This is a genomic window from Allobosea sp. P1_A7, assembly GCF_056406775.1.
In genome coordinates this window covers 1-17,214 of record NZ_JBFTZN010000233.1, presented here as the reverse complement: position 1 = coordinate 17,214, position 17,214 = coordinate 1, and the positions used below count along the sequence as shown (strand labels likewise).

The 17,214-nt window shown below is 65.3% G+C and carries 17 protein-coding genes and 1 pseudogene; 14 read left to right on the top strand and 4 right to left on the bottom strand.

From position 1 onward, the window contains the following. The first annotated feature begins 197 nt into the window (after positions 1 to 197). Positions 198 to 1,301, top strand: coding sequence for a calcium:cation antiporter (locus AC1D34_RS28685; RefSeq protein ID WP_476826045.1), 1,104 nt, complete (start codon positions 198 to 200; stop codon positions 1,299 to 1,301). Here the strand turns inward: AC1D34_RS28685 and AC1D34_RS28680 are convergent. The 3 genes from AC1D34_RS28680 to AC1D34_RS28670 are packed head-to-tail and all read right to left on the bottom strand — an operon-like array spanning position 1,291 to position 4,348. Then, positions 1,291 to 2,583, bottom strand: a complete 1,293-nt coding sequence (locus AC1D34_RS28680; protein ID WP_476826042.1) for an HlyC/CorC family transporter — start codon at positions 2,581 to 2,583, stop codon at positions 1,291 to 1,293. The two genes, AC1D34_RS28685 and AC1D34_RS28680, sit on opposite strands and share 11 nt — an antisense overlap. Positions 2,584 to 2,596: 13 nt before the next feature. Further along, a complete protein-coding gene (gene aroB, locus AC1D34_RS28675; protein WP_476826041.1) occupies positions 2,597 to 3,739 on the bottom strand; it encodes a 3-dehydroquinate synthase in 1,143 nt (380 codons plus the stop codon). A gap of 18 nt (positions 3,740 to 3,757) precedes the next feature. Beyond that, a complete protein-coding gene (locus AC1D34_RS28670) occupies positions 3,758 to 4,348 on the bottom strand; it encodes a shikimate kinase (protein WP_441492513.1) in 591 nt (196 codons plus the stop codon). Between the two features lie 156 nt (positions 4,349 to 4,504). On the opposite strand from AC1D34_RS28670, the gene AC1D34_RS28665 reads away from it, so the two are divergent. Both AC1D34_RS28665 and xerD read left to right on the top strand, forming a co-directional pair. After that, positions 4,505 to 4,651, top strand: a complete 147-nt coding sequence (locus tag AC1D34_RS28665; RefSeq protein WP_441492512.1) for a histidine kinase — start codon at positions 4,505 to 4,507, stop codon at positions 4,649 to 4,651. Next, the gene (gene xerD, locus AC1D34_RS28660) at positions 4,648 to 5,577 is read left to right on the top strand and encodes a site-specific tyrosine recombinase XerD (RefSeq protein WP_441492511.1); all 930 of its coding nucleotides are present in this window, start codon (positions 4,648 to 4,650) and stop codon (positions 5,575 to 5,577) included. Before AC1D34_RS28665 ends, xerD begins: the two co-directional genes overlap by 4 nt. A 42-nt stretch (positions 5,578 to 5,619) precedes the next feature. On the opposite strand, the gene AC1D34_RS28655 is transcribed toward xerD, so the two are convergent. Beyond that, a complete protein-coding gene (locus AC1D34_RS28655; RefSeq protein WP_441492510.1) occupies positions 5,620 to 6,540 on the bottom strand; it encodes a LysR family transcriptional regulator in 921 nt (306 codons plus the stop codon). A 48-nt stretch (positions 6,541 to 6,588) separates the two neighbouring features. Here AC1D34_RS28655 and AC1D34_RS28650 point away from each other — a divergent pair, with 48 nt between their 5' ends. From AC1D34_RS28650 to AC1D34_RS28600, 11 genes and pseudogenes are all read left to right on the top strand, one after another. Next, entirely contained in the window at positions 6,589 to 7,569 is a 981-nt protein-coding gene (locus AC1D34_RS28650; protein ID WP_476826040.1) for an alpha/beta hydrolase, read from the top strand. A gap of 34 nt (positions 7,570 to 7,603) precedes the next feature. Beyond that, on the top strand, positions 7,604 to 8,926 hold the full coding sequence (locus tag AC1D34_RS28645; RefSeq protein WP_476826039.1) for an MFS transporter: 1,323 nt from the start codon (positions 7,604 to 7,606) through the stop codon (positions 8,924 to 8,926). Positions 8,927 to 8,981: 55 nt separating this feature from the next. After that, a pseudogene (locus tag AC1D34_RS28640) lies at positions 8,982 to 9,086 on the top strand (hypothetical protein); the annotation flags it as partial. Beyond that, positions 9,073 to 9,465, top strand: coding sequence for an SDR family NAD(P)-dependent oxidoreductase (locus tag AC1D34_RS28635; RefSeq protein ID WP_476826044.1), 393 nt, complete (start codon positions 9,073 to 9,075; stop codon positions 9,463 to 9,465). The pseudogene AC1D34_RS28640 and the gene AC1D34_RS28635, both read left to right, overlap by 14 nt. After that, positions 9,462 to 10,274: an SDR family NAD(P)-dependent oxidoreductase gene (locus AC1D34_RS28630; RefSeq protein WP_476826043.1), complete on the top strand. Its 813-nt coding sequence runs from the start codon at positions 9,462 to 9,464 to the stop codon at positions 10,272 to 10,274. Before AC1D34_RS28635 ends, AC1D34_RS28630 begins: the two co-directional genes overlap by 4 nt. Before the next feature lie 133 nt (positions 10,275 to 10,407). After that, the gene (locus tag AC1D34_RS28625; protein WP_476826038.1) at positions 10,408 to 11,499 is read left to right on the top strand and encodes a LacI family DNA-binding transcriptional regulator; all 1,092 of its coding nucleotides are present in this window, start codon (positions 10,408 to 10,410) and stop codon (positions 11,497 to 11,499) included. A 67-nt stretch (positions 11,500 to 11,566) separates the two neighbouring features. Further along, complete coding sequence (locus tag AC1D34_RS28620; protein WP_441492504.1) at positions 11,567 to 12,442, top strand: carbohydrate ABC transporter permease; 876 nt, start codon at positions 11,567 to 11,569, stop codon at positions 12,440 to 12,442. Further along, entirely contained in the window at positions 12,432 to 13,265 is an 834-nt protein-coding gene (locus AC1D34_RS28615) for a carbohydrate ABC transporter permease (protein ID WP_441492503.1), read from the top strand. The genes AC1D34_RS28620 and AC1D34_RS28615 overlap by 11 nt, the downstream gene beginning before the upstream one ends. Before the next feature lie 23 nt (positions 13,266 to 13,288). Then, positions 13,289 to 14,584, top strand: coding sequence for an ABC transporter substrate-binding protein (locus AC1D34_RS28610; RefSeq protein WP_476826037.1), 1,296 nt, complete (start codon positions 13,289 to 13,291; stop codon positions 14,582 to 14,584). 76 nt (positions 14,585 to 14,660) lie between these two features. Next, on the top strand, positions 14,661 to 16,100 hold the full coding sequence (locus AC1D34_RS28605; protein WP_476826036.1) for an FAD-dependent oxidoreductase: 1,440 nt from the start codon (positions 14,661 to 14,663) through the stop codon (positions 16,098 to 16,100). 52 nt (positions 16,101 to 16,152) lie between these two features. After that, positions 16,153 to 17,214 (top strand): FGGY-family carbohydrate kinase (locus tag AC1D34_RS28600; protein ID WP_476826035.1); only part of this gene is annotated, 1,062 nt, incomplete at its 3' end.

Here is a 17,214-nt window from a genome sequence, read left to right as displayed (position 1 = left end):
CATCGATGGTGTTTCGTCCGACCATCTGGCGACGGATGTGCTACGCCGACAGTGAATACTTGCGAATGAGGCGCGGCGGAGCCAACGATCCTCCAACGCCGCGGGTATATCCCTCGGTCCATCGCCCGGCGTCCTCGCCGGGCGCTGTCTCGTTTGTCGTCCGCGCGCCACAAGGATGGGGTCTGTATTTGACCAGCATGATCATCCGCCTCATCTGCGCCTGGGCCTCGGTCCTTGCTTATCTGTTCTTCGGCAAGACGATTCTCGGGCAGCTTGGCTCCCCCGTCCTGTCCATGCTGATCTTTGCCTGGTTGCTCGGCATCATCGCCTGGTCGGCGATCGGCGTCGTGCATGAGGCGGAGGAACTGGCGCACAGGCTGGGCGAACCCTATGGCACGCTGATCCTGACGCTCTCGATCGTCATCATCGAGGTGGCGCTGATCGGGGCCGTGATGCTCGGTGCAACCGGGGCGCCGACACTTGRCCGCGACACGATGTTCGCCGTGCTGATGATCGTGCTCAACGGCGTCGTCGGCATCGGGCTGATCTTCGGCGGCCTGCGCCATTTCCAGCAGAGCTACAATCTGCAAGGCGCCACCGCCTATCTGGTCGTGATCATCCCGCTGACGGTCATCGCGCTGGTCCTGCCGAATTTCACCACCTCGACCAGCGACGGCACGCTGACCAACGTGCAGGCCATCTGCTTCTCGCTGTTCACGCTGGCGCTCTACGCGGCCTTCCTGATCCTGCAGACCGGCCGCCACAGCGATTTCTTCATCGAGCCTGACATGCCGGCACGCACCGGTGAAGCGCAGCCTCAGGTCGAAGGCGTCGGGCACGCCGCGTCCGGGAGCATCCTGCCCAATATCGGCCTGCTCCTGGCCAATATCCTGCCGATCGTCATCCTGGCGAAGAGCCTGGCGGCCGTGCTCGATTTCGGCATCGCCAAGCTCGACGCCCCCCCGGCACTCGGCGGCATCCTGATCGCGATGGTCGTCTTCACGCCGGAATGCATTACGGCCTTGCGCGCGATCAATGCCAACCAGCTCCAGCGCGCGATCAATCTGTGCCTGGGTGCGGCAGCCTCGACGCTTGGCCTGACGGTGCCTGCCGTGCTGGGCATCGGCCTTCTCACCGGCCAGCCGGTCACGCTCGGCCTGTCGGCCACCAATATGGTCATCCTGGCGATGACGCTGATGCTGAGCACGCTGACTTTCACTGGCTCACGCACGACGATGCTGGAAGGCGCCGTGCATCTCTGCGTCTTCTTCGTCTTCCTGGTGCTGGTGTTCAGCCCGTAGCGGCCAGCGCCAGCGCCAGGGGGGTGATCCGGAGCGAGGTCACGCGGTTGCGGCTCTTGCGCACCACTTCGAACTTGAAGCCGTGGAAGGTGAAGGCCTGCCCAGCCTCGGGGATGGTGCGGGCCTCGTGAATGACGAGGCCCGCAATCGTCGTTGCCTCCTCGTCGGGTAGGTCCCAGTCCATCGCGCGGTTCAGGTCGCGGATCGGCACCCCGCCATCAACGACCACCGACCCATCCACCTGCTGGCGCAGGCCCGGCACCGCGATGTCATGTTCGTCGCGGATATCGCCGACGATTTCCTCGAGGATATCCTCGAGCGTCACCAGCCCCATCACCTCGCCATACTCGTCGACGACAAGCGCGAAATGGGTCTTGCGCGCCAGGAAGGCCTTGAGCTGATCAGGCAGCGAGGTCGTGACCGGGGTGAACCAGKGCGCGAGGGCGATCTGCGCCACGTCGAGCTTGCCGGCATCCCCGCCGGCAGCATCGAGCGCCCGCAGCAGGTCCTTGGCGTGCAGGATGCCGACAATGTTCTCCGGCTTGTCGCGCCAGAGCGGCATCCGCGTATAGGGCGAGGCCAGGACCTCGCGCACGATCGCTTCCGGTCCGATATCGAGATTGATCGTCCGCATCTTGGTGCGGTGGATCATCACGTCCTCGACGCCGAGCTCCTTCAGGTCGAGCAGCCCGCCGAGCATGTCGCGATCGGCCTTCTTGACCGCCCCCTCCTGGTGCATCAGGTCGACCTGACCACGCAGCTCTTCATTCGGTGAAAGGATCGACTGGTTCTCGTCGATACGGATGCCGAAGAGGCGCAGGAAGCGCCGAACAAACCATTCGATCGCCAGTGTCAGCGGGCCCAGCACGGCAACGATCCAGGCCACCGGCCGCGCCAGCCGCAGCGCCGCCTGGTCGGGCTTCGCGATCGCCGCTGTCTTCGGCATGATCTCCGCGAAGATGATCACGAGGACCGACATCACGGCCGTCGCATAGATCACCCCGGCATTGCCGAAGGCCGCGACCAGCACGCTGGTGGCGAAGGCCGAGGCACCGATATTGACGACATTGTTGCCGATCAGCATGGCGCCGATCAGCCGCTCCCGCGTCGCCAGCAGCCGCATCGCGATGCCGGCCCGTCGGCTTCCCGCCTTCTCCAGCGCGGCGATCCGGGCTTTCGAGGCAGCCGTCAGCGCCGTCTCGCTGCCCGAGAAGAAGGCTGATAGCAACAGGCAGATCAGGACGATCAGCGCGGCCAGCCAGGGGTTGATGTTCTCGAGCATGGTCCCAGCGTGCTCAGGCGGCCGCGAGCTCGGCCTCGATGAAGTCCCTGACCTCGTCCGCCGCGACGCCCGGCGCGATGAAGCTCTTGCCGATGCCGCGCGCCAGGATGAAGGTCAGCACGCCGCGCTTGACCTTCTTGTCCTGGGTCATCGCGGCAACGATCTCCTCCGTGCTGCCGGCCCCGCCCGGCACCTGCTGCAATCGGCTCGGCAGGCCGACGGCATCGAGATGCGCCGCGACCCGCCCTGCATCCTGTCCGGAACAAAGGCCGAGCCGCTGCGAGAAGCGGAAGGCGAGCGCAAGACCGATCGCCACCGCCTCGCCATGCACCAGCCGGTTCGCGTCATAGCCGGTCAGGCGCTCCAGCGCGTGAGCGAAGGTGTGGCCGAGATTGAGCAAGGCGCGGTCCCCCTCCTCGCGTTCGTCCCGTGCCACGATCGCCGCCTTGGCGCGGCAGGACACGGCGACAGCATGATCGCGCTCGGGTCCGCCTGCAATGATGCGGCTCCAGTTGACTTCGCACCAGTCGAAGAAATTCGGGTCGCCGATCAACCCGTATTTCACAACCTCGGCATAGCCAGCCTTGAACTCCCGCTCGCTCAGCGTATCGAGCAGCGCCGTGTCGGCAATGACCAGGGCTGGCTGGTGGAAGGCGCCGATCAGGTTCTTGCCATGCGAGGAGTTGATCCCGGTCTTGCCGCCGACGGATGAATCGACCTGCGACAGCAACGTCGTCGGGATCTGCACGAAGCGCACGCCGCGCCTGAGCACGGCCGCCGCGAAACCGGTCAGGTCGCCGACCACCCCGCCGCCAAGGGCGATGACGAGATCGTTGCGCTCGATCTTCGCAGCGAGCRGCGCGTCGCAAAGCGCCGCGAACCGGGCATAGGATTTCGACGCCTCGCCGGGCGGGATCTCGATCCGCGTGGTCGCGACGCCGGCCTGTTGGAGGCAGGTTTCGAAGGCGGGCGCATGCAGGCCGGCGACATGCTCGTCGGTGACCAGCGCCGCCTTGGCGCCAGGCGCGAAGCTGGCGATCAGGCTCGCCGCCTCGCAAAGCTGGTGGCGGCCGATATGGATGTCGTAGCTGCGCCCTTCGAGCGCAACGGGAACCACGATCCGCGCGCCGGACTTCTCGTTCGCAGGTTTGGTCATGTCTTCGCTCTCAGCAGCTCAAAGGCTCTCAAGGGAACGCAAATGGCGATCGAGCGCGACTATCGCCTCCTCGACGACGACCTCATGGGGGTCATCGCGCGAGGTCACCGTTACATCAGCCAGAGCATAGACCGGTTCGCGCTCCGCCAGCATCCGCCGCATCGTCGCTTCAGGGTCGGCAGTCTGCAGCAAGGGCCGGTTGGAGCGCTTGCGCACCCGGCGCATCAGCACATCGGCATCCGCCTTGAGCCAGATCGAGATGCCGAGTTCGATGATGCGCTCCCGCGTTTCCGCGTTCATGAAGGCGCCGCCCCCGGTCGCGAGCACCAGCGGCGCGCGTGTCGCCAGAACCCGGCTGATGACGCGTCTCTCGCCGTCACGGAACTCGGTTTCGCCGCGCTGCGCGAAAATCTCGGGAATCGTCATGCCGGCCGCAGTTTCGATTTCGACGTCGGCGTCGACGAAAGCCAGGCCGAGCCGCGTTGCCAGCCGCCGCCCCACGGAACTCTTGCCCGAGCCCATCATGCCGACAAGCACGACTGCGCGCTTCCCGAGCAGACTGCGCAACTCGGAATTGTCCAGGTTCTCGATGGGGTCGGCTATTGTCATCGCGGCATTTCCTCGCAGCCGGTCTAGCATGAGCTGTCAGCCGACGTCATGCCCTCACGACGCTGATGAACCGGTCTGCACTTGCGCGAACCGCCAGGCATCGGGAATAACCGGATAGTCCTGAATCGGGGCAAGGTTCCAGGAGACATCCGGCCCGTGCCGACCCTCTTCAGATTCATCGCCTTTCTCGCCATCGTCGGCGGGCTGATCTTCGCCGGGATGATCGCGCTGGTCACCTTCGTCCAGCCCGAGCAGCGCGAGATGGTCGAGATCGTGCCACCGTCCAAGCTGCAGCAGCGATGAGCCGGCTGGCTCGCAGCCGGATCACGGCCTTTCTCGACATGCTCGCGGCAGAGCGCGGCGCGGCGAAGAACACGCTCGAGGCTTATGGGCGCGACCTCGACGACTATACCGGCTTCATCGCCGGACGCGGTGACCTCGGCTCCATCGTCGCCCAGGACATCCGGGACTGGCTCGCCGATCTTGCCGCCCGTGGATTGAAGGCGTCATCGACGGCGCGTCGGCTTTCCGCGGTGCGCCAGTTCCATCGCTTCCTCTATACGGAAGGGCTGACGGGCGCCGACCCCTCCGCCGCGATCGACGGACCAAGGCAGGGCCGGCCGCTGCCCAAGGTCGTTTCCGTCGCCGATGTCGATCGCCTGATCGAGACGGCGCGGCTCCTCAGCGAACGCGATGGTCTTACCCCGGCGGCACGGCTGAAGGCCCTGCGCATGCGCTGCCTGATCGAGATGCTCTACGCCACGGGCCTGCGCGTGTCCGAACTGATGGCGTTGCCGCTCTCAGCGGCAACGACGCGCGAGCGCTTCCTTGTCGTGCGCGGCAAGGGCAACAAGGACCGGCTGGTGCCGCTGAACGACGCTGCCCGCGAGGCCGCACGCAGCTATCTGGAGGCCCTGCGCCAGGCTGGAAGCGCGGACAGCCGCTGGCTCTTCCCGTCCGATGGCGAGAGTGGGCATCTGACGCGCCAGGCCTTTGGCCGCGACCTCAAGATGCTGGCCGGCGCAGCAGGATTATCGGCGACGCTGAGCCCGCACGTGCTGCGCCACGCCTTCGCCAGCCATCTGCTGCAGAACGGTGCGGATCTTCGCGTCGTGCAGGAACTGCTCGGCCATGCCGATATCGCCACGACCCAGATCTACACCCATGTCCTCGACGAGCGCCTGAAGAGCATGGTGCGCGACCTGCACCCGCTGGCCGACGAGAGCTGATCGCCAGGCCCCGGGAAGACCGGAATTGCGAGGCCACCCCGATCAGCGCGGGCCTTCTGCAAGGGCGAGCGTGCCGAGGCGGGCGGCGACGGCCCTTGCCGCCATTTCGAGATCTCGGGGCCCTGAGCGGTGATCGAAAGTGCGCCAGGTCAGGGCGCTCTGGATCGGCGGCAGATCAATCTCGATGAACTCGACGCCAGGATGGGCGAAGTAGTTCCGGGCTCGCGAGGTCAAGGTCATGACGCATTGGCCGGCTGCGACCGCGACCAGCCCTTCTCGCACCGTCGCGATCTCGGGACCGTCGGCGATGGCCTGCCCCGACGGGGTCACACGCGGAAAATGATAGTTGCACCACTCGTCGGACGCTGCGCTGGCGGGCAATCGGACCATTCGCTCGTATTGCAGCTCTTCTGGATCCACCAGCTTGTTGGCCGCCAGGCGGTGTCCGCTCGGCACAACGAGCGTGCGTGCATCCTGGAAGAGAATGGCGCCTCGCGTCAGGCTGTGTGTCGCAAGCGGCAGCCGCGCCAGCGCCACGTCGACCTTGCCGTCCAGGACCGCCGATCCCTGGTTCAGATAGTTGAGCTCGACGAAGCGGAGCGAGATGTCGGGACGAGAGCGCGCGAATTCCGCAACCACCGCCGATGTGAGCTCGTAGAATCCACCGCCGAGATAGCCGACGAGCAATTCCGTCTGCTGGCCCTGAGCGCGTTTGCGCGCATCGCCAAGCGCCGCCCTGAGAGCATTGACCGGCGGTTCGAGATCCTTCAGCAGAGCTTGCCCGAGAGCTGTGAGCGATACGCGCCGGCTCGTCCGCTCAAACAGCCGACCTCCGAGATGGCTCTCGAGAGATTTGATCGACTCCGATACGACGGATTGCTTCACGCCCAGTGCTTCGGCGGCCTGGCCGAAGTGCAGCCGGTGAGCCACGGCCAGGAAGCAATCGAGTTTGCGGAGATCCATGGCGCCTGATCAATCGGGAATACCGATTGATAAAGTTGTTTTGCGGCGTTGATCAAGAGGCACCATTCGCCAAAACCTCTTGAAAATACATCCGCTCCCGCAGCCAGCGCCAAGGCGGATCAGGAGGACAGGCGAATGGACGTTTCAACCACCCCCGTGGAATTTCGCGCCGGTGAGGATGTCATTCGCGGCTCCTTCCATCTGCCGTCGACGAGCGGACCGCTTCCCGCCGTTGCCCTCGGACACGGCTGGGGAATGGTCGCGGGCGGTGATCTCGAGGACTATGCCCGCATCATTGCGGCACAGGGCATCGCCTGCCTGACCTTCGATTATCGGCGGCTCGGCAAGAGCTCCGGACTGCCCCGCCAGGAGATCGATCCCGCCTGGCAGCAGGAGGACTATAGGACTGCGGTCACCTATCTTTGTTCGCGCCCCGAAGTCGACGTGCAGCGCATCGGGATCTGGGGAACCAGCTACAGCGGAGGCCATGTCCTCGTAGTCGGTGCCACCGATCGCCGGGTGAAATGCGTCGTGAGCCAGGTTCCGACGATCAGCGGCTACCTGTCCGGCCTGCGGAAGGTCCATCCGCGCCACGCCGAGACGCTCCAGCGCTTTTTCGCGGATGACCGGTTGGCGCGCCTGAACGGACAACCGCCAGGCACGATGCGCGAGGTCGGGCAGGATGAAGGGCCGGACGTCGCCTATCCCGGCGCGGAATCATACGACTACATGATCGGACAGGCCGCGCGCTGCCCCGAATGGCGTAACGAAGTGACCATCCGATCTCTCGAACTCGCGCGCAGCTACGAGCCAGGTCAATGGGTGTCGCGGATCGGGCCCGCAGCGCTCCTGATGATCGTTGCCGACAACGACCTTCAGACGCCGACCGATCTTCAACTCGACGCCTTCACCCAGGCGCGCGAGCCCAAGGAATTGCTGCTGCTCCAGGGCGGCCATTACTCCGCCTACCAGCAGCATTTCGAGACGACGAGCAGCGCGGCAGCGCGCTGGTTCTCGACCCATCTCTAAACAGAACGGCCGAAGAGCCACCAGAGAGGAATTCATGTCAGCCGATATTCTGGCGGGCGGCGAGGCCGCGCGTCCGCACGATCGTGTCGCTAGGAGCAAATCGCTCCAGTCGCTCCGAGCCGCCGCCGTCGGGAATCTGCTCGAGTGGTTCGACTGGACGCTCTATGGCACCTTCGCCGTCTATCTCGCAGCCAACTTCTTCGAGAAGACGGACTCCACATCCGCTCTGCTCTCGACGCTCGCCGTCTTTGCGGTTGGTTTCGTTGCGAGACCGATCGGCGGCATCATCTTTGGGCGCTTCGGCGATCGGATCGGCCGCAAGAACACCCTGATCGTGACGATGTCGACGATGGCTGCGGCCAGCCTGATGATCGCCCTCATCCCCTCCTACGCGAGCATCGGAATCTGGGCGTCGGCGCTGTTGCTGATCGCACGCCTGCTGCAGGGCCTGGCGCATGGCGGAGAGTCCGGCGTCTCCTATGCCTATGTTGCAGAGATCGCTCCCGCCGAACGGCGCGGCCTTTGGGCAAGCAGCGTCTTCATCAGCGTGACGCTCGGCGTCATGGCGGCGACCCTCCTCGGTATCGTGCTGACGTCGCTATTCTCGCCGGCGGACATGATGGCCTATGGCTGGCGTCTCGGCTTCGCCTTCGGTGGTATCCTCGGTCTGTTCGCGCTCTACATGCGCCGCGCCGCGCATGAGTCCCCGGTCTATGACGCGGACGAAGCCACACCTGCGGTTGTCGCGCCGATGAATGGCCGCGACAAACTCCAGATCCTGCTGAAGGTGGTCTTCTTCTCGGCCGGCTCCAATGTCGCCTACTATACCTGGGTGACCTTCGCTCCGAGCTTTGCGATCTCCGCGCGCGGAATGGATGCCCGCGGAGCCTTCATCGCGAGCCTGCTCGCTCAACTCGTCGTTCTCTGTCTGCTGCCCTTGTTCGGGCACCTCGCAGACAAGGTCGGCCGCAAGCCCATGGTGTTCATCTATGGGCTCGGACTGATCCTGGCTCCGATCCCGGTCGCAGCGATCCTGACAAACGAGCCCTGGACCCTCTTCCTCTCTCAAGGCATCGGCCTGGCCGTCTGGGCGATCATCGCCTCGATCTACCCGACCCTGATCGCAGAGMAGATCCCGACCCAGCAGCGGGCGCTCGGAGTCGGCTTCCTGTCGTCGCTTTCGGTCGCGATTTTCGGAGGCACGGCCCCTTATCTCAACGCCTGGCTGAGCTCGATCGGACTGTCCTGGGTGTTCTCGCTCTACATCATGGTCCTCGGCGCCCTCGCCGTCATCGCCGCCATCATGATCCGCGAAACCCGCGGCGTCCCCCTCAGCCAGATCCGCAGCGGTCGCTGACCAACCGGGCCGCGCGCACAGCGTGCGGCCGCCCATTTTTCCAGGAACAGGACCCATGCAGGATTGCCAGAAGGCCCATCAGGGCAAGATCGCCGTCGTGACCGGCGCGAGTGGCGGCATTGGAGCAGCCATCTGCGCGAAGCTGAATGCCGAAGGCGCCAGGGTCGTTGCGCTCGACCGCCAGGACGGACCAGGGTCGGCCCCTCTCAAGCTATGCCGGCCTGAAGGCCCGGCCCAACTGCGCTCATTATGCTGCTGCCAAGGCCGCAATCGCGCATCTGACGTCCTGTCTCGCGATCGAGTGGGGCCCCCTGAATATTCGCGTCAACGCCATCGCCCCCGGCTATATCGAGACCCCGATGAGCGCATGGATGCATGCCGATCCCGAGCAGAAGGCGATCTATCTTGGTCGGACGCCACTCGGACGCATGGGGCAGCCGACAGAGATCGCGGATTCCGTGAGCTTCCTCGCTTCCGATGCCGCCGGCTACATCACCGGCCACGTTCTGGGTGTCGACGGAGGCATCGGCAGGTCATGAGTTCGTCCTTCTGGCAGGATCGGGTCTTCGTCGTCACCGGTGGGGCAAGGGGGCAAGGCGCTGCCGAGGTGTCCCGCCTTCTTGCGGCCGGCGCGAAGGTCGTGGTCGCCGACGTGCTTGGCCCCGACGACCCGCATTGGTCAGTGCTCGGCGACACAGCGGACAGGCTGAGTGTCGTCACGGCCGACATATCGCGGGAGGAATCCTGGGCCGAGATCCTCGCCGCAACCGGCACACTCGGAGGCTCGCTCTCGGGGCTGGTCAACAACGCCGGCATCACGCTGCGCAAGACCGTTACGGAGACCACGCATGACGAGTGGCTGGCCGTGCTGAACGTCAACCTCAATGCCGCCTTCCTGGGTATCCGGCACCTGGCGCCGCACATGGCCGACGGCGGGTCGATCGTGAACGTGTCTTCCACGGCTGGCCTCACCGGCTATTTCAGCGCCGCCTACACCGCCAGCAAATGGGGGCTGCGCGGTCTCGCGAAGGCGGCTGCCATCGAACTGGCGGCTCGGGGAATTCGGGTGAACACGATCTGCCCGGGGCTGGTCGATACCCCGATGATCAATCAGCCCAACGGAGGCTACGACGCTCAGCGCGCAACCGCCTTCTTCGAAGGGAACCGGATGATGACGCCACTCGCGCGTGGTGCCGACCCGGACGAGATCGCCGGCGCGGTGATGTTCCTGCTCGGACCCGATAGCCGCTTCATCACCGGCACGGATCTCGCCGTCGATGGTGGCATGATCGGCGCCGGCATCTACACGAAGATCGGGCGCGACGTCGGGACTGTGCAGTCCGCCTAGCGGGCGGCACCGCTCCGTCTCCGTTCTTCGCCTTCGACGAAACCTCGATCCGTCGGGTGAAGGGCGGTTGCATGAGGCCGCATGGCCTGTTAAACGTTTTACAGTAAAACGTTTAACAGGCCATGCGGTGAGCATGAAACGTGTCACGATCAAGGAGGTAGCGGCGCTCGCTGGCGTGTCGATCGCCACGGTGTCGAACGTCTTCAGCGGCAACAAGCCGGTCAATGCCGATCTCCAGGAGCGGGTCCAGAAGGCGGCCCGCGAGCTGTCCTACCAGGTCGACCGCGCTGCCTCTCAGCTCCGTTCGGGCCAGGCAAAGGTCGTGGGCGTACTCGTTCCGGATCTGGACGACGTGTTCTTCACCTCCCTGGTCTCGCAGCTCGAAGTGATGGCGCAGGCGGACGGATATGACATCATCGTCGCCAGTTCGCGTGACGACATCGCTTTGGAACAATCGCGGCTGCGTGCCCTGCTGGCCTGGCGCCCTTCCGGCCTGATCGCGATTCCCTGCAGCGACGGCATGCCCGCAGGACTCGAGCGCGAGATCGGTCGCCTGCCGATGGTTTTCGCGGATCGCGTGCCGCCCGAAGGCTGCATCGTCGACACGGTCGCAATCGATAATCGAGAAGCCGGTGAGATCGCGGCAAGGCATCTGTTGGGCAGGGGTCATCGTGACATCGTCGTCGCCGCCTCAAGCCTTGGAATTTCACMGATCCGCGAGCGCACGCGCGGCGCCTGYGACCTGATTCGTGCGACGATCGGCCACGAGCCGACCGTCATCGAACTCGGTTCCAATGCCGAGCGCGGGGCCGGCGCCTTCCTGCATTGGCTCGAGCGACACCGGCGGCCGAGCGCAGTCATCGCCCTGACCAACGTCACCACGCTCAGCGCGCTCTCGGCGCTGGCCCGCCTGCGGGTCGATATCCCCGATCCGGTCTCCGTGGTCGGTTTCGACGACTATCCCTGGATGAGCGCGCGCAAGACCGGCCTCACCGCAATTCGGCAGCCGATCGCGGAGATCGCCGCAGCCGCCTGGCAGCGCCTGCGCGCGCGCATGGCGGGCGACGGCTCGGCGCCGCAGCGCATCGTACTGCAGACGGGCCTGCAGGTCCGCGAGTCCGTCCGCGATCTCGTGCCCGCGGCGGACGATGGTCGCGACAGCGATAGCCCCGAACCGCTTCTGAACCCGGAGACGGCGATCTCTGCACCCAAAGCCATGCATTGACGGACAACCCCATGTCGGCGCCACCGGGCCAAAAGAGCCTGGATCGAAAGAAGTCCTGGAGGAAAGAGTGCAGCCTGAAAAAACKGCACGGATTCTGCCGCTGCTCGCGCCGGTCCATCTGCTCATCCTGAGCGTGATCGTGCTGCCGTCGCTCTATGTGATGTGGCTCAGCCTGAACACCTCGAGCTTCGGCCAGGCGCCGAGCTTCGTCGGGCTTCAGAATTATATGCGTGTCCTCGCGGACCCGGCCTTTCACAGCGCGCTGCTGAACACGGTCGTGCTCGTCGTCGTGGCCGTCCACCTCGAACTGGCCGTCGGGCTCGGCATGGCGCTGCTTTTCGCCAGTGGCCTGCCGTTTCGCCGCTTCCTTCTCGTCGCCGTGCTCGCGCCCTATGCCGTCAGCGAGGTCACCGCCGTGGTGATGTGGCGCTTCCTGTTCGATCCCGATGCCGGGCCGGTCACGCTGGCCTTGCGGGCATTGAGCCTGCCGACGCTGGATTGGTCCTTCGAACCGTCGCACGCCATGGTGCTGATCGGGCTGCTGACGGTCTGGCTGCACCTGCCCTTTACCTTCGTGATCGTCTATGCGGCACGCCTCGCCATCCCCGCCGAGCTCTACGAGGCGGCGCGGATCGACGGAGCCACGCGCTGGCAGGCCTTCCGGCGTGTGACACTGCCACTGCTCGGCCCGGCGATGCTGATCGCGCTGCTCTTCCGCTACATCTTCGCCTTCCGCCTGTTCTCGGAGGCGTGGCTGCTGACCAAGGGCGGACCGGCGCGCTCGACCGAAGTCGTGGCGATCTATCTCTATCAGGAGGCGTTCAGCTTCAACGCCTTCGGGTCGGCGGCGGCGACCGCCTGGATCATGGTCGTGGTCTCGCTGCTGCTCGCGGCCGGCTATGTTCTTCTGCTGCGACGGGGAGGCCTCTCCCATGCGCACTGAGCGTCTCCTCATCGGGGCCGGCAAGGCTCTCGCCGTCGCGGCGATCCTGTTCTGGTCGCTGTTTCCGATCCTCTTCATCGCCGTTTCGTCGCTGAAGCCGGGTCAGGACATTTTTGCGGTTCCGCCGAAATGGCTCTTCACGCCGACGCTGAAGCACTATGCCGAACTCTGGCGGTCCTGGGGTGTCTTCTTCGAAGCTCTGCTGAACAGCCTGCTGATCACCGTCGGCGCGACGCTGCTCGCGATCATCGCCAGCGCCTGTGCGGGCTATGTCTATTCCCGCCATTCCAGCCGATGGCTGGGAGCCAGCATCCTCGGACTGATCGTCGTACGCCTCATCCCGCCGATCGTGGTGACGCTGCCGCTGTTCCCTATCGTCAACGCGATCGGCCTCAGCGACACCCATCTCGTGCTGATCCTGCTCTACGCGACCTTCTTCGTGTCGCTCGGGACGGTGCTGATGCGCACCTTCATGGACCAGATCCCGCGCGAGCTCGACGAGGCCGCCTCGATCGACGGTGCCAGCCGCATGACGATCCTGCGCAAGATCATCGCGCCGCTGGCGATGCCGGGCGTTCTCGCCGTCGCGGTCTTCGTGATCGTCTTCTCCTGGAACGAGTTCCTGTTCGCCTTCATCTTCACGGCGACGCGCGCCAAGACGGCGCCGCTCGTCATCTCGGAGATGATCGGCTCGATCGACGGCGTCGACTGGGGGATCCTCTTTGCCGCCTCGACGGTGCAGCTCGTGCCCGTCCTGCTCTTCGTCGTCTTCATGAACCGCTATCTCGTGGCCGGCCTCACCGCCGGTTCGACGAAGGGGTAGCCAATCAAAAGAGGGAGGAAGCCATGTCGAACAAGCCTGCAACTGACGTGACACGCCGCAGTTTCATGGCCGGGGCAGCCGGTACCRCGGCCGCGCTCGCAACAGGGCCTGCCCTGGCCGCCGGCAAGACGCTGAACGTGCTGAGCCACAAGGTCCATCAGACCGTGCTCGGCAGCGGCGACAGTGACCCGCTGAAGGACTGGCGCAAGGCCAATGATGCCGAGATCACCTTCACCACCTTCGACTCCAACCCGCTGCAGGACCGGCTCTTCCGGGAGGCGAGCCTGAAGGAGACCGAGTACGGGGTCGGCTATCTCATCGACAACCGGCCGACCTCTCAGATCGCCGCCCTGTTCGAGCCGCTGGACGCTCTTCAGAAGCAGGATCCGATCGAGGATTTCGGCGATATCGCGCCCGGTCTCGTGCAGGGCATGACGGTCGACGGGAAGCTGATCGGCATCCCGGTGCGTCATGCAACGCAAGGCCTGTTCTACAACGAGGCCCTGCTGGAGGAGGCCGGAATCTCGGCGCCGCCGACGACCCTCGAAGAGCTGATCGAGCAGGCCAAAAAGACGACCTTTACCTCCAAGGCCGGTACGCCGGTAACCGGCATGGTGCTGGCGAGCGATCTCGCCGTCTTCCCCGTGATGTTTGCCCGCGCCTATGGCGGAGACTTCATCAGCCCCGATCTCAAGCTGGTTCCCGACCGTGCGGCTCTGGAAAGCGGGCTCTCGGCTTTGCGCGGCATGTTCGAATCCGGGAGCCTGCCGCGCAGCTATGCGACGACCAAGAACGACGATCAGGTGACCTGGCTGCAACAGGGCCGTGCCGCCTTCACCGTCCTGCCTTTCGCCCGCGGCGCGCAGCTCAACAATCCCGAGCAGAGTAAGTTTGCGGGCAAGATCAGGGCGGTCGAGTTCCCGATCGCCGCCGGGCTCAAGGGCAAGATGCCGATGGCCTCCGTGGTCGAAGCCTGGGCGATGTCGATCCCGAAGAATGCCAAGGACAAGGCGCTGGCCTGGAGCTTCATCAGGGAAGTGTCGAGCAAGCGCGTGACGCTCGGCATGGCCGTCAACGGCAATGGCCCGGTGCGCGTCTCGACCTATGCCGATGAAAGCCTGAAGGCCAAAAACGCTCTCGCCGCCACAGAAGCCAGGGTGCTGGCGACGGCGCGCGGCGCCTTCCCGCCATTTCCCGAGGCGGCCCGAGCGCAGGCGACGTTCCTTGAGGAGGTCCAACTCGCCGTGCTCGGACGCAAGCCCGTCAAGGACGCAGTCGGCGCCATCATCGAGCGCGTCAAGCCGATGATGCCGGCCTGATTGAACGACAACGGCCGGCGCCTCGGCGCCGGCCCCGCACCACGATCGAACGATGCCAATGGAAGGAAATCGCCTCATGTCCACCACCGGGGTTCGCTTCATCGAGGAGCCGGCGCGCTCCATCCCCGTTTCAGCCGATTATGACGTGCTCGTCGTCGGCGGCGGGCCGTCCGGAATCACCGCTGCCCTGGCCGCAGCCGAAGACGGTCTCCGCGTCGGGCTCATCGAAAGCCGCAGTTTCGTCGGCGGCAACATGACGATCGGCCTGCCGGTGCTCGGTTTCCTCGGCCAGAAGGGCAACCAGATCATCGACKGACTGCCGCAGAAATTCATCGAACGCCTGCGCAATGAGCGGGATGGCGCGAGCGAGCATCGGCCCTGCCCGCTGCATATGGGCATCACGCTGGTCGAACCCGAAGCGGTCAAGACCGTGGCGCTCGAGATGCTGACCGAGGCCGGCGTCGATGTGCTGTTCTACACCTTCTTCGCCGGCGCGCTTGTCGAGAACGACATCATTCGCGGCGTCATCACGGAGAGCAAGACCGGCCGCATCGCCATCCTCGCCAAGGTCGTCATCGACTGCAGCGGCGATGCCGACGTCGCCTACAGCGCCGGCGTGCCCACGGAGAAGGGCAATGCCGACGGCGGCATGCAGCCGCCGACGCTGATGTTCTGCCTGGCCGGCGTCGACACCGATGCGCTTCGGATGAGCATCGCAAATGCTCCGCCGGAAGCACGCACCTACCTCACCGACTTCATTCCCGCCGAGTATTTCGGCCAGAACCGGCAGTTCATCGTCGTCGGCATGCGTGAGCTGATGGCCAAGGCCAAGGCCGAGCGCGGCCTGCAGATCCCGAACGAGCGGACCATCATCATCACCGGTCTGAAGAAGGGCGAGGTCTGGATCAACATGACCCGCGTCAAGGGCACGGATGGAACCAACGCCCGCAGCCTGACCAAGGGCGAGATCGAAGGTCGCGCCCAGATCGACGATATCGTCACCTATCTCGTCAATTACGTGCCGGGCTTCGAGAAGGCCTATTTCACCAAGACCGCGCCTTTCCTGGGCATCCGCGAGACACGCCGCATCATCGGCCAGTATGTGATGACGCAGGACGACGTCCTCTCCTGTCGCCATTTCGACGATGCGATCGCGGTGGCGAGCTATCCGATCGATATTCACCGCCCGTCCGACGACGGCTGTACCCTGATCTGGTGCGGCGACTGCTACGATATTCCATACCGCTCACTGATCCCGCAGAAGATCGGCAATCTGCTGGTCGCCGGACGCAGCATCTCTGCGACACACGAGGCCATGGGCGCGATCCGCGTCATGGCAACCTGCATGGCAATGGGCGAGGCGGCCGGGCGCGCCGCCAGGATCTCGGTCCGCGGCAACCGCCCGCCGGCCGATATCGACATCGAGGACCTACGCCGCCAGCAACTCGAGCGCGGCGTCTACTTGCGCAATCCAGATGGGACGCGTGCCGGGTCGCCAAATCGCGCCGCAGCCTGACCGCTCTGCACGGGGCGGCCGATGCCGCCCCTTCCGACAGGATCGCGAGGATATGACCGAGCATTTCATTGGCATCGATGTCGGCACCGCGAGCGCCCGCGCCGGAATCTTCGACCCGAGCGGGCGCATGCTCGCGACGGCGAAGCGTGGCATCGCGCTCTATCGGGACGGGCCGGACATCGCCGAGCAATCGAGCGCTGACATTTGGAATGCGGTCTGCGCCTGCGTCCGCGAGGCCATGGCGATGGCACAGCTCGCGCCGGAGGCCATCGCGGGCATCGGCTTCGATGCGACATGCTCGCTGGTGGTGCTCGGGCAGAACGGCGTGCCGCTGCCCGTCGGTCCCCATGGCGATCCGGGCCGCAACATCATCGTCTGGATGGACCATCGTGCGCTGGATCAGGCCGAACGCATCAACCGCACGAACCATCCGGTGCTCGCCTATGTCGGCGGCACGATTTCGCCCGAGATGGAGACGCCCAAGCTGCTCTGGCTCAAGGAGAACCTGCCGGCCACCTACGATGCGGCGTGGCAGTTCCTCGACCTCGCCGACTTCCTGACCTGGCGGGCAAGCGGCTCGCTGGCGCGCTCGACCTGCACGGTGACCTGCAAATGGACCTATCTCGCGCATGAAGCGCGCTGGGACACCGGTTATTTCCGCCAGATCGGGCTCGGCGATCTCGCCGACGATGGCTTTGCCCGCATCGGCACGGAGATCGTTCCCGGAGGCACTGCCCTCGCACAGGGGCTGACCGAAGAGGCAGCTGCCGAACTCGGGCTGAAGCCAGGCACTGCCGTCGCGGCGGGCTTGATCGACGCTCATGCCGGCGGTGTCGGCTCGGTTGGTGTGCGCTCGTCGCACGGCACGGCACTAACCCGCATGGCCTATGTCTTCGGCACCTCCGCCTGTACCATGGCAAGCAGCCGCGAGCCGATCTTCATTCCCGGTGTGTGGGGCCCCTACTTCTCGGCGATGGCGCCTGATCTCTGGCTCAGCGAGGGCGGTCAATCCGGCGCCGGCGCCGCGATCGAACAATTGATCGGATTTCATCCGGCCGCGCCGGAGGCGCAGCAGCGTGCGGCGGCGGACCATTGCTCATTGCCAGACTGGCTC

Bases quoted from the DNA above. Each gene is read 5' to 3' on its own strand.
- AC1D34_RS28670 (WP_441492513.1), bottom strand. From the start codon at position 4,348: ATGACAATAGCCGACCCCATCGAGAACCTGGACAATTCCGAGTTGCGC.
- xerD (WP_441492511.1), top strand. From the start codon at position 4,648: ATGAGCCGGCTGGCTCGCAGCCGGATCACGGCCTTTCTCGACATGCTC.
- AC1D34_RS28655 (WP_441492510.1), bottom strand. From the start codon at position 6,540: ATGGATCTCCGCAAACTCGATTGCTTCCTGGCCGTGGCTCACCGGCTG.
- AC1D34_RS28635 (WP_476826044.1), top strand. From the start codon at position 9,073: ATGCCGAAGGCGCCAGGGTCGTTGCGCTCGACCGCCAGGACGGACCAG.
- AC1D34_RS28630 (WP_476826043.1), top strand. From the start codon at position 9,462: ATGAGTTCGTCCTTCTGGCAGGATCGGGTCTTCGTCGTCACCGGTGGG.
- AC1D34_RS28615 (WP_441492503.1), top strand. From the start codon at position 12,432: ATGCGCACTGAGCGTCTCCTCATCGGGGCCGGCAAGGCTCTCGCCGTC.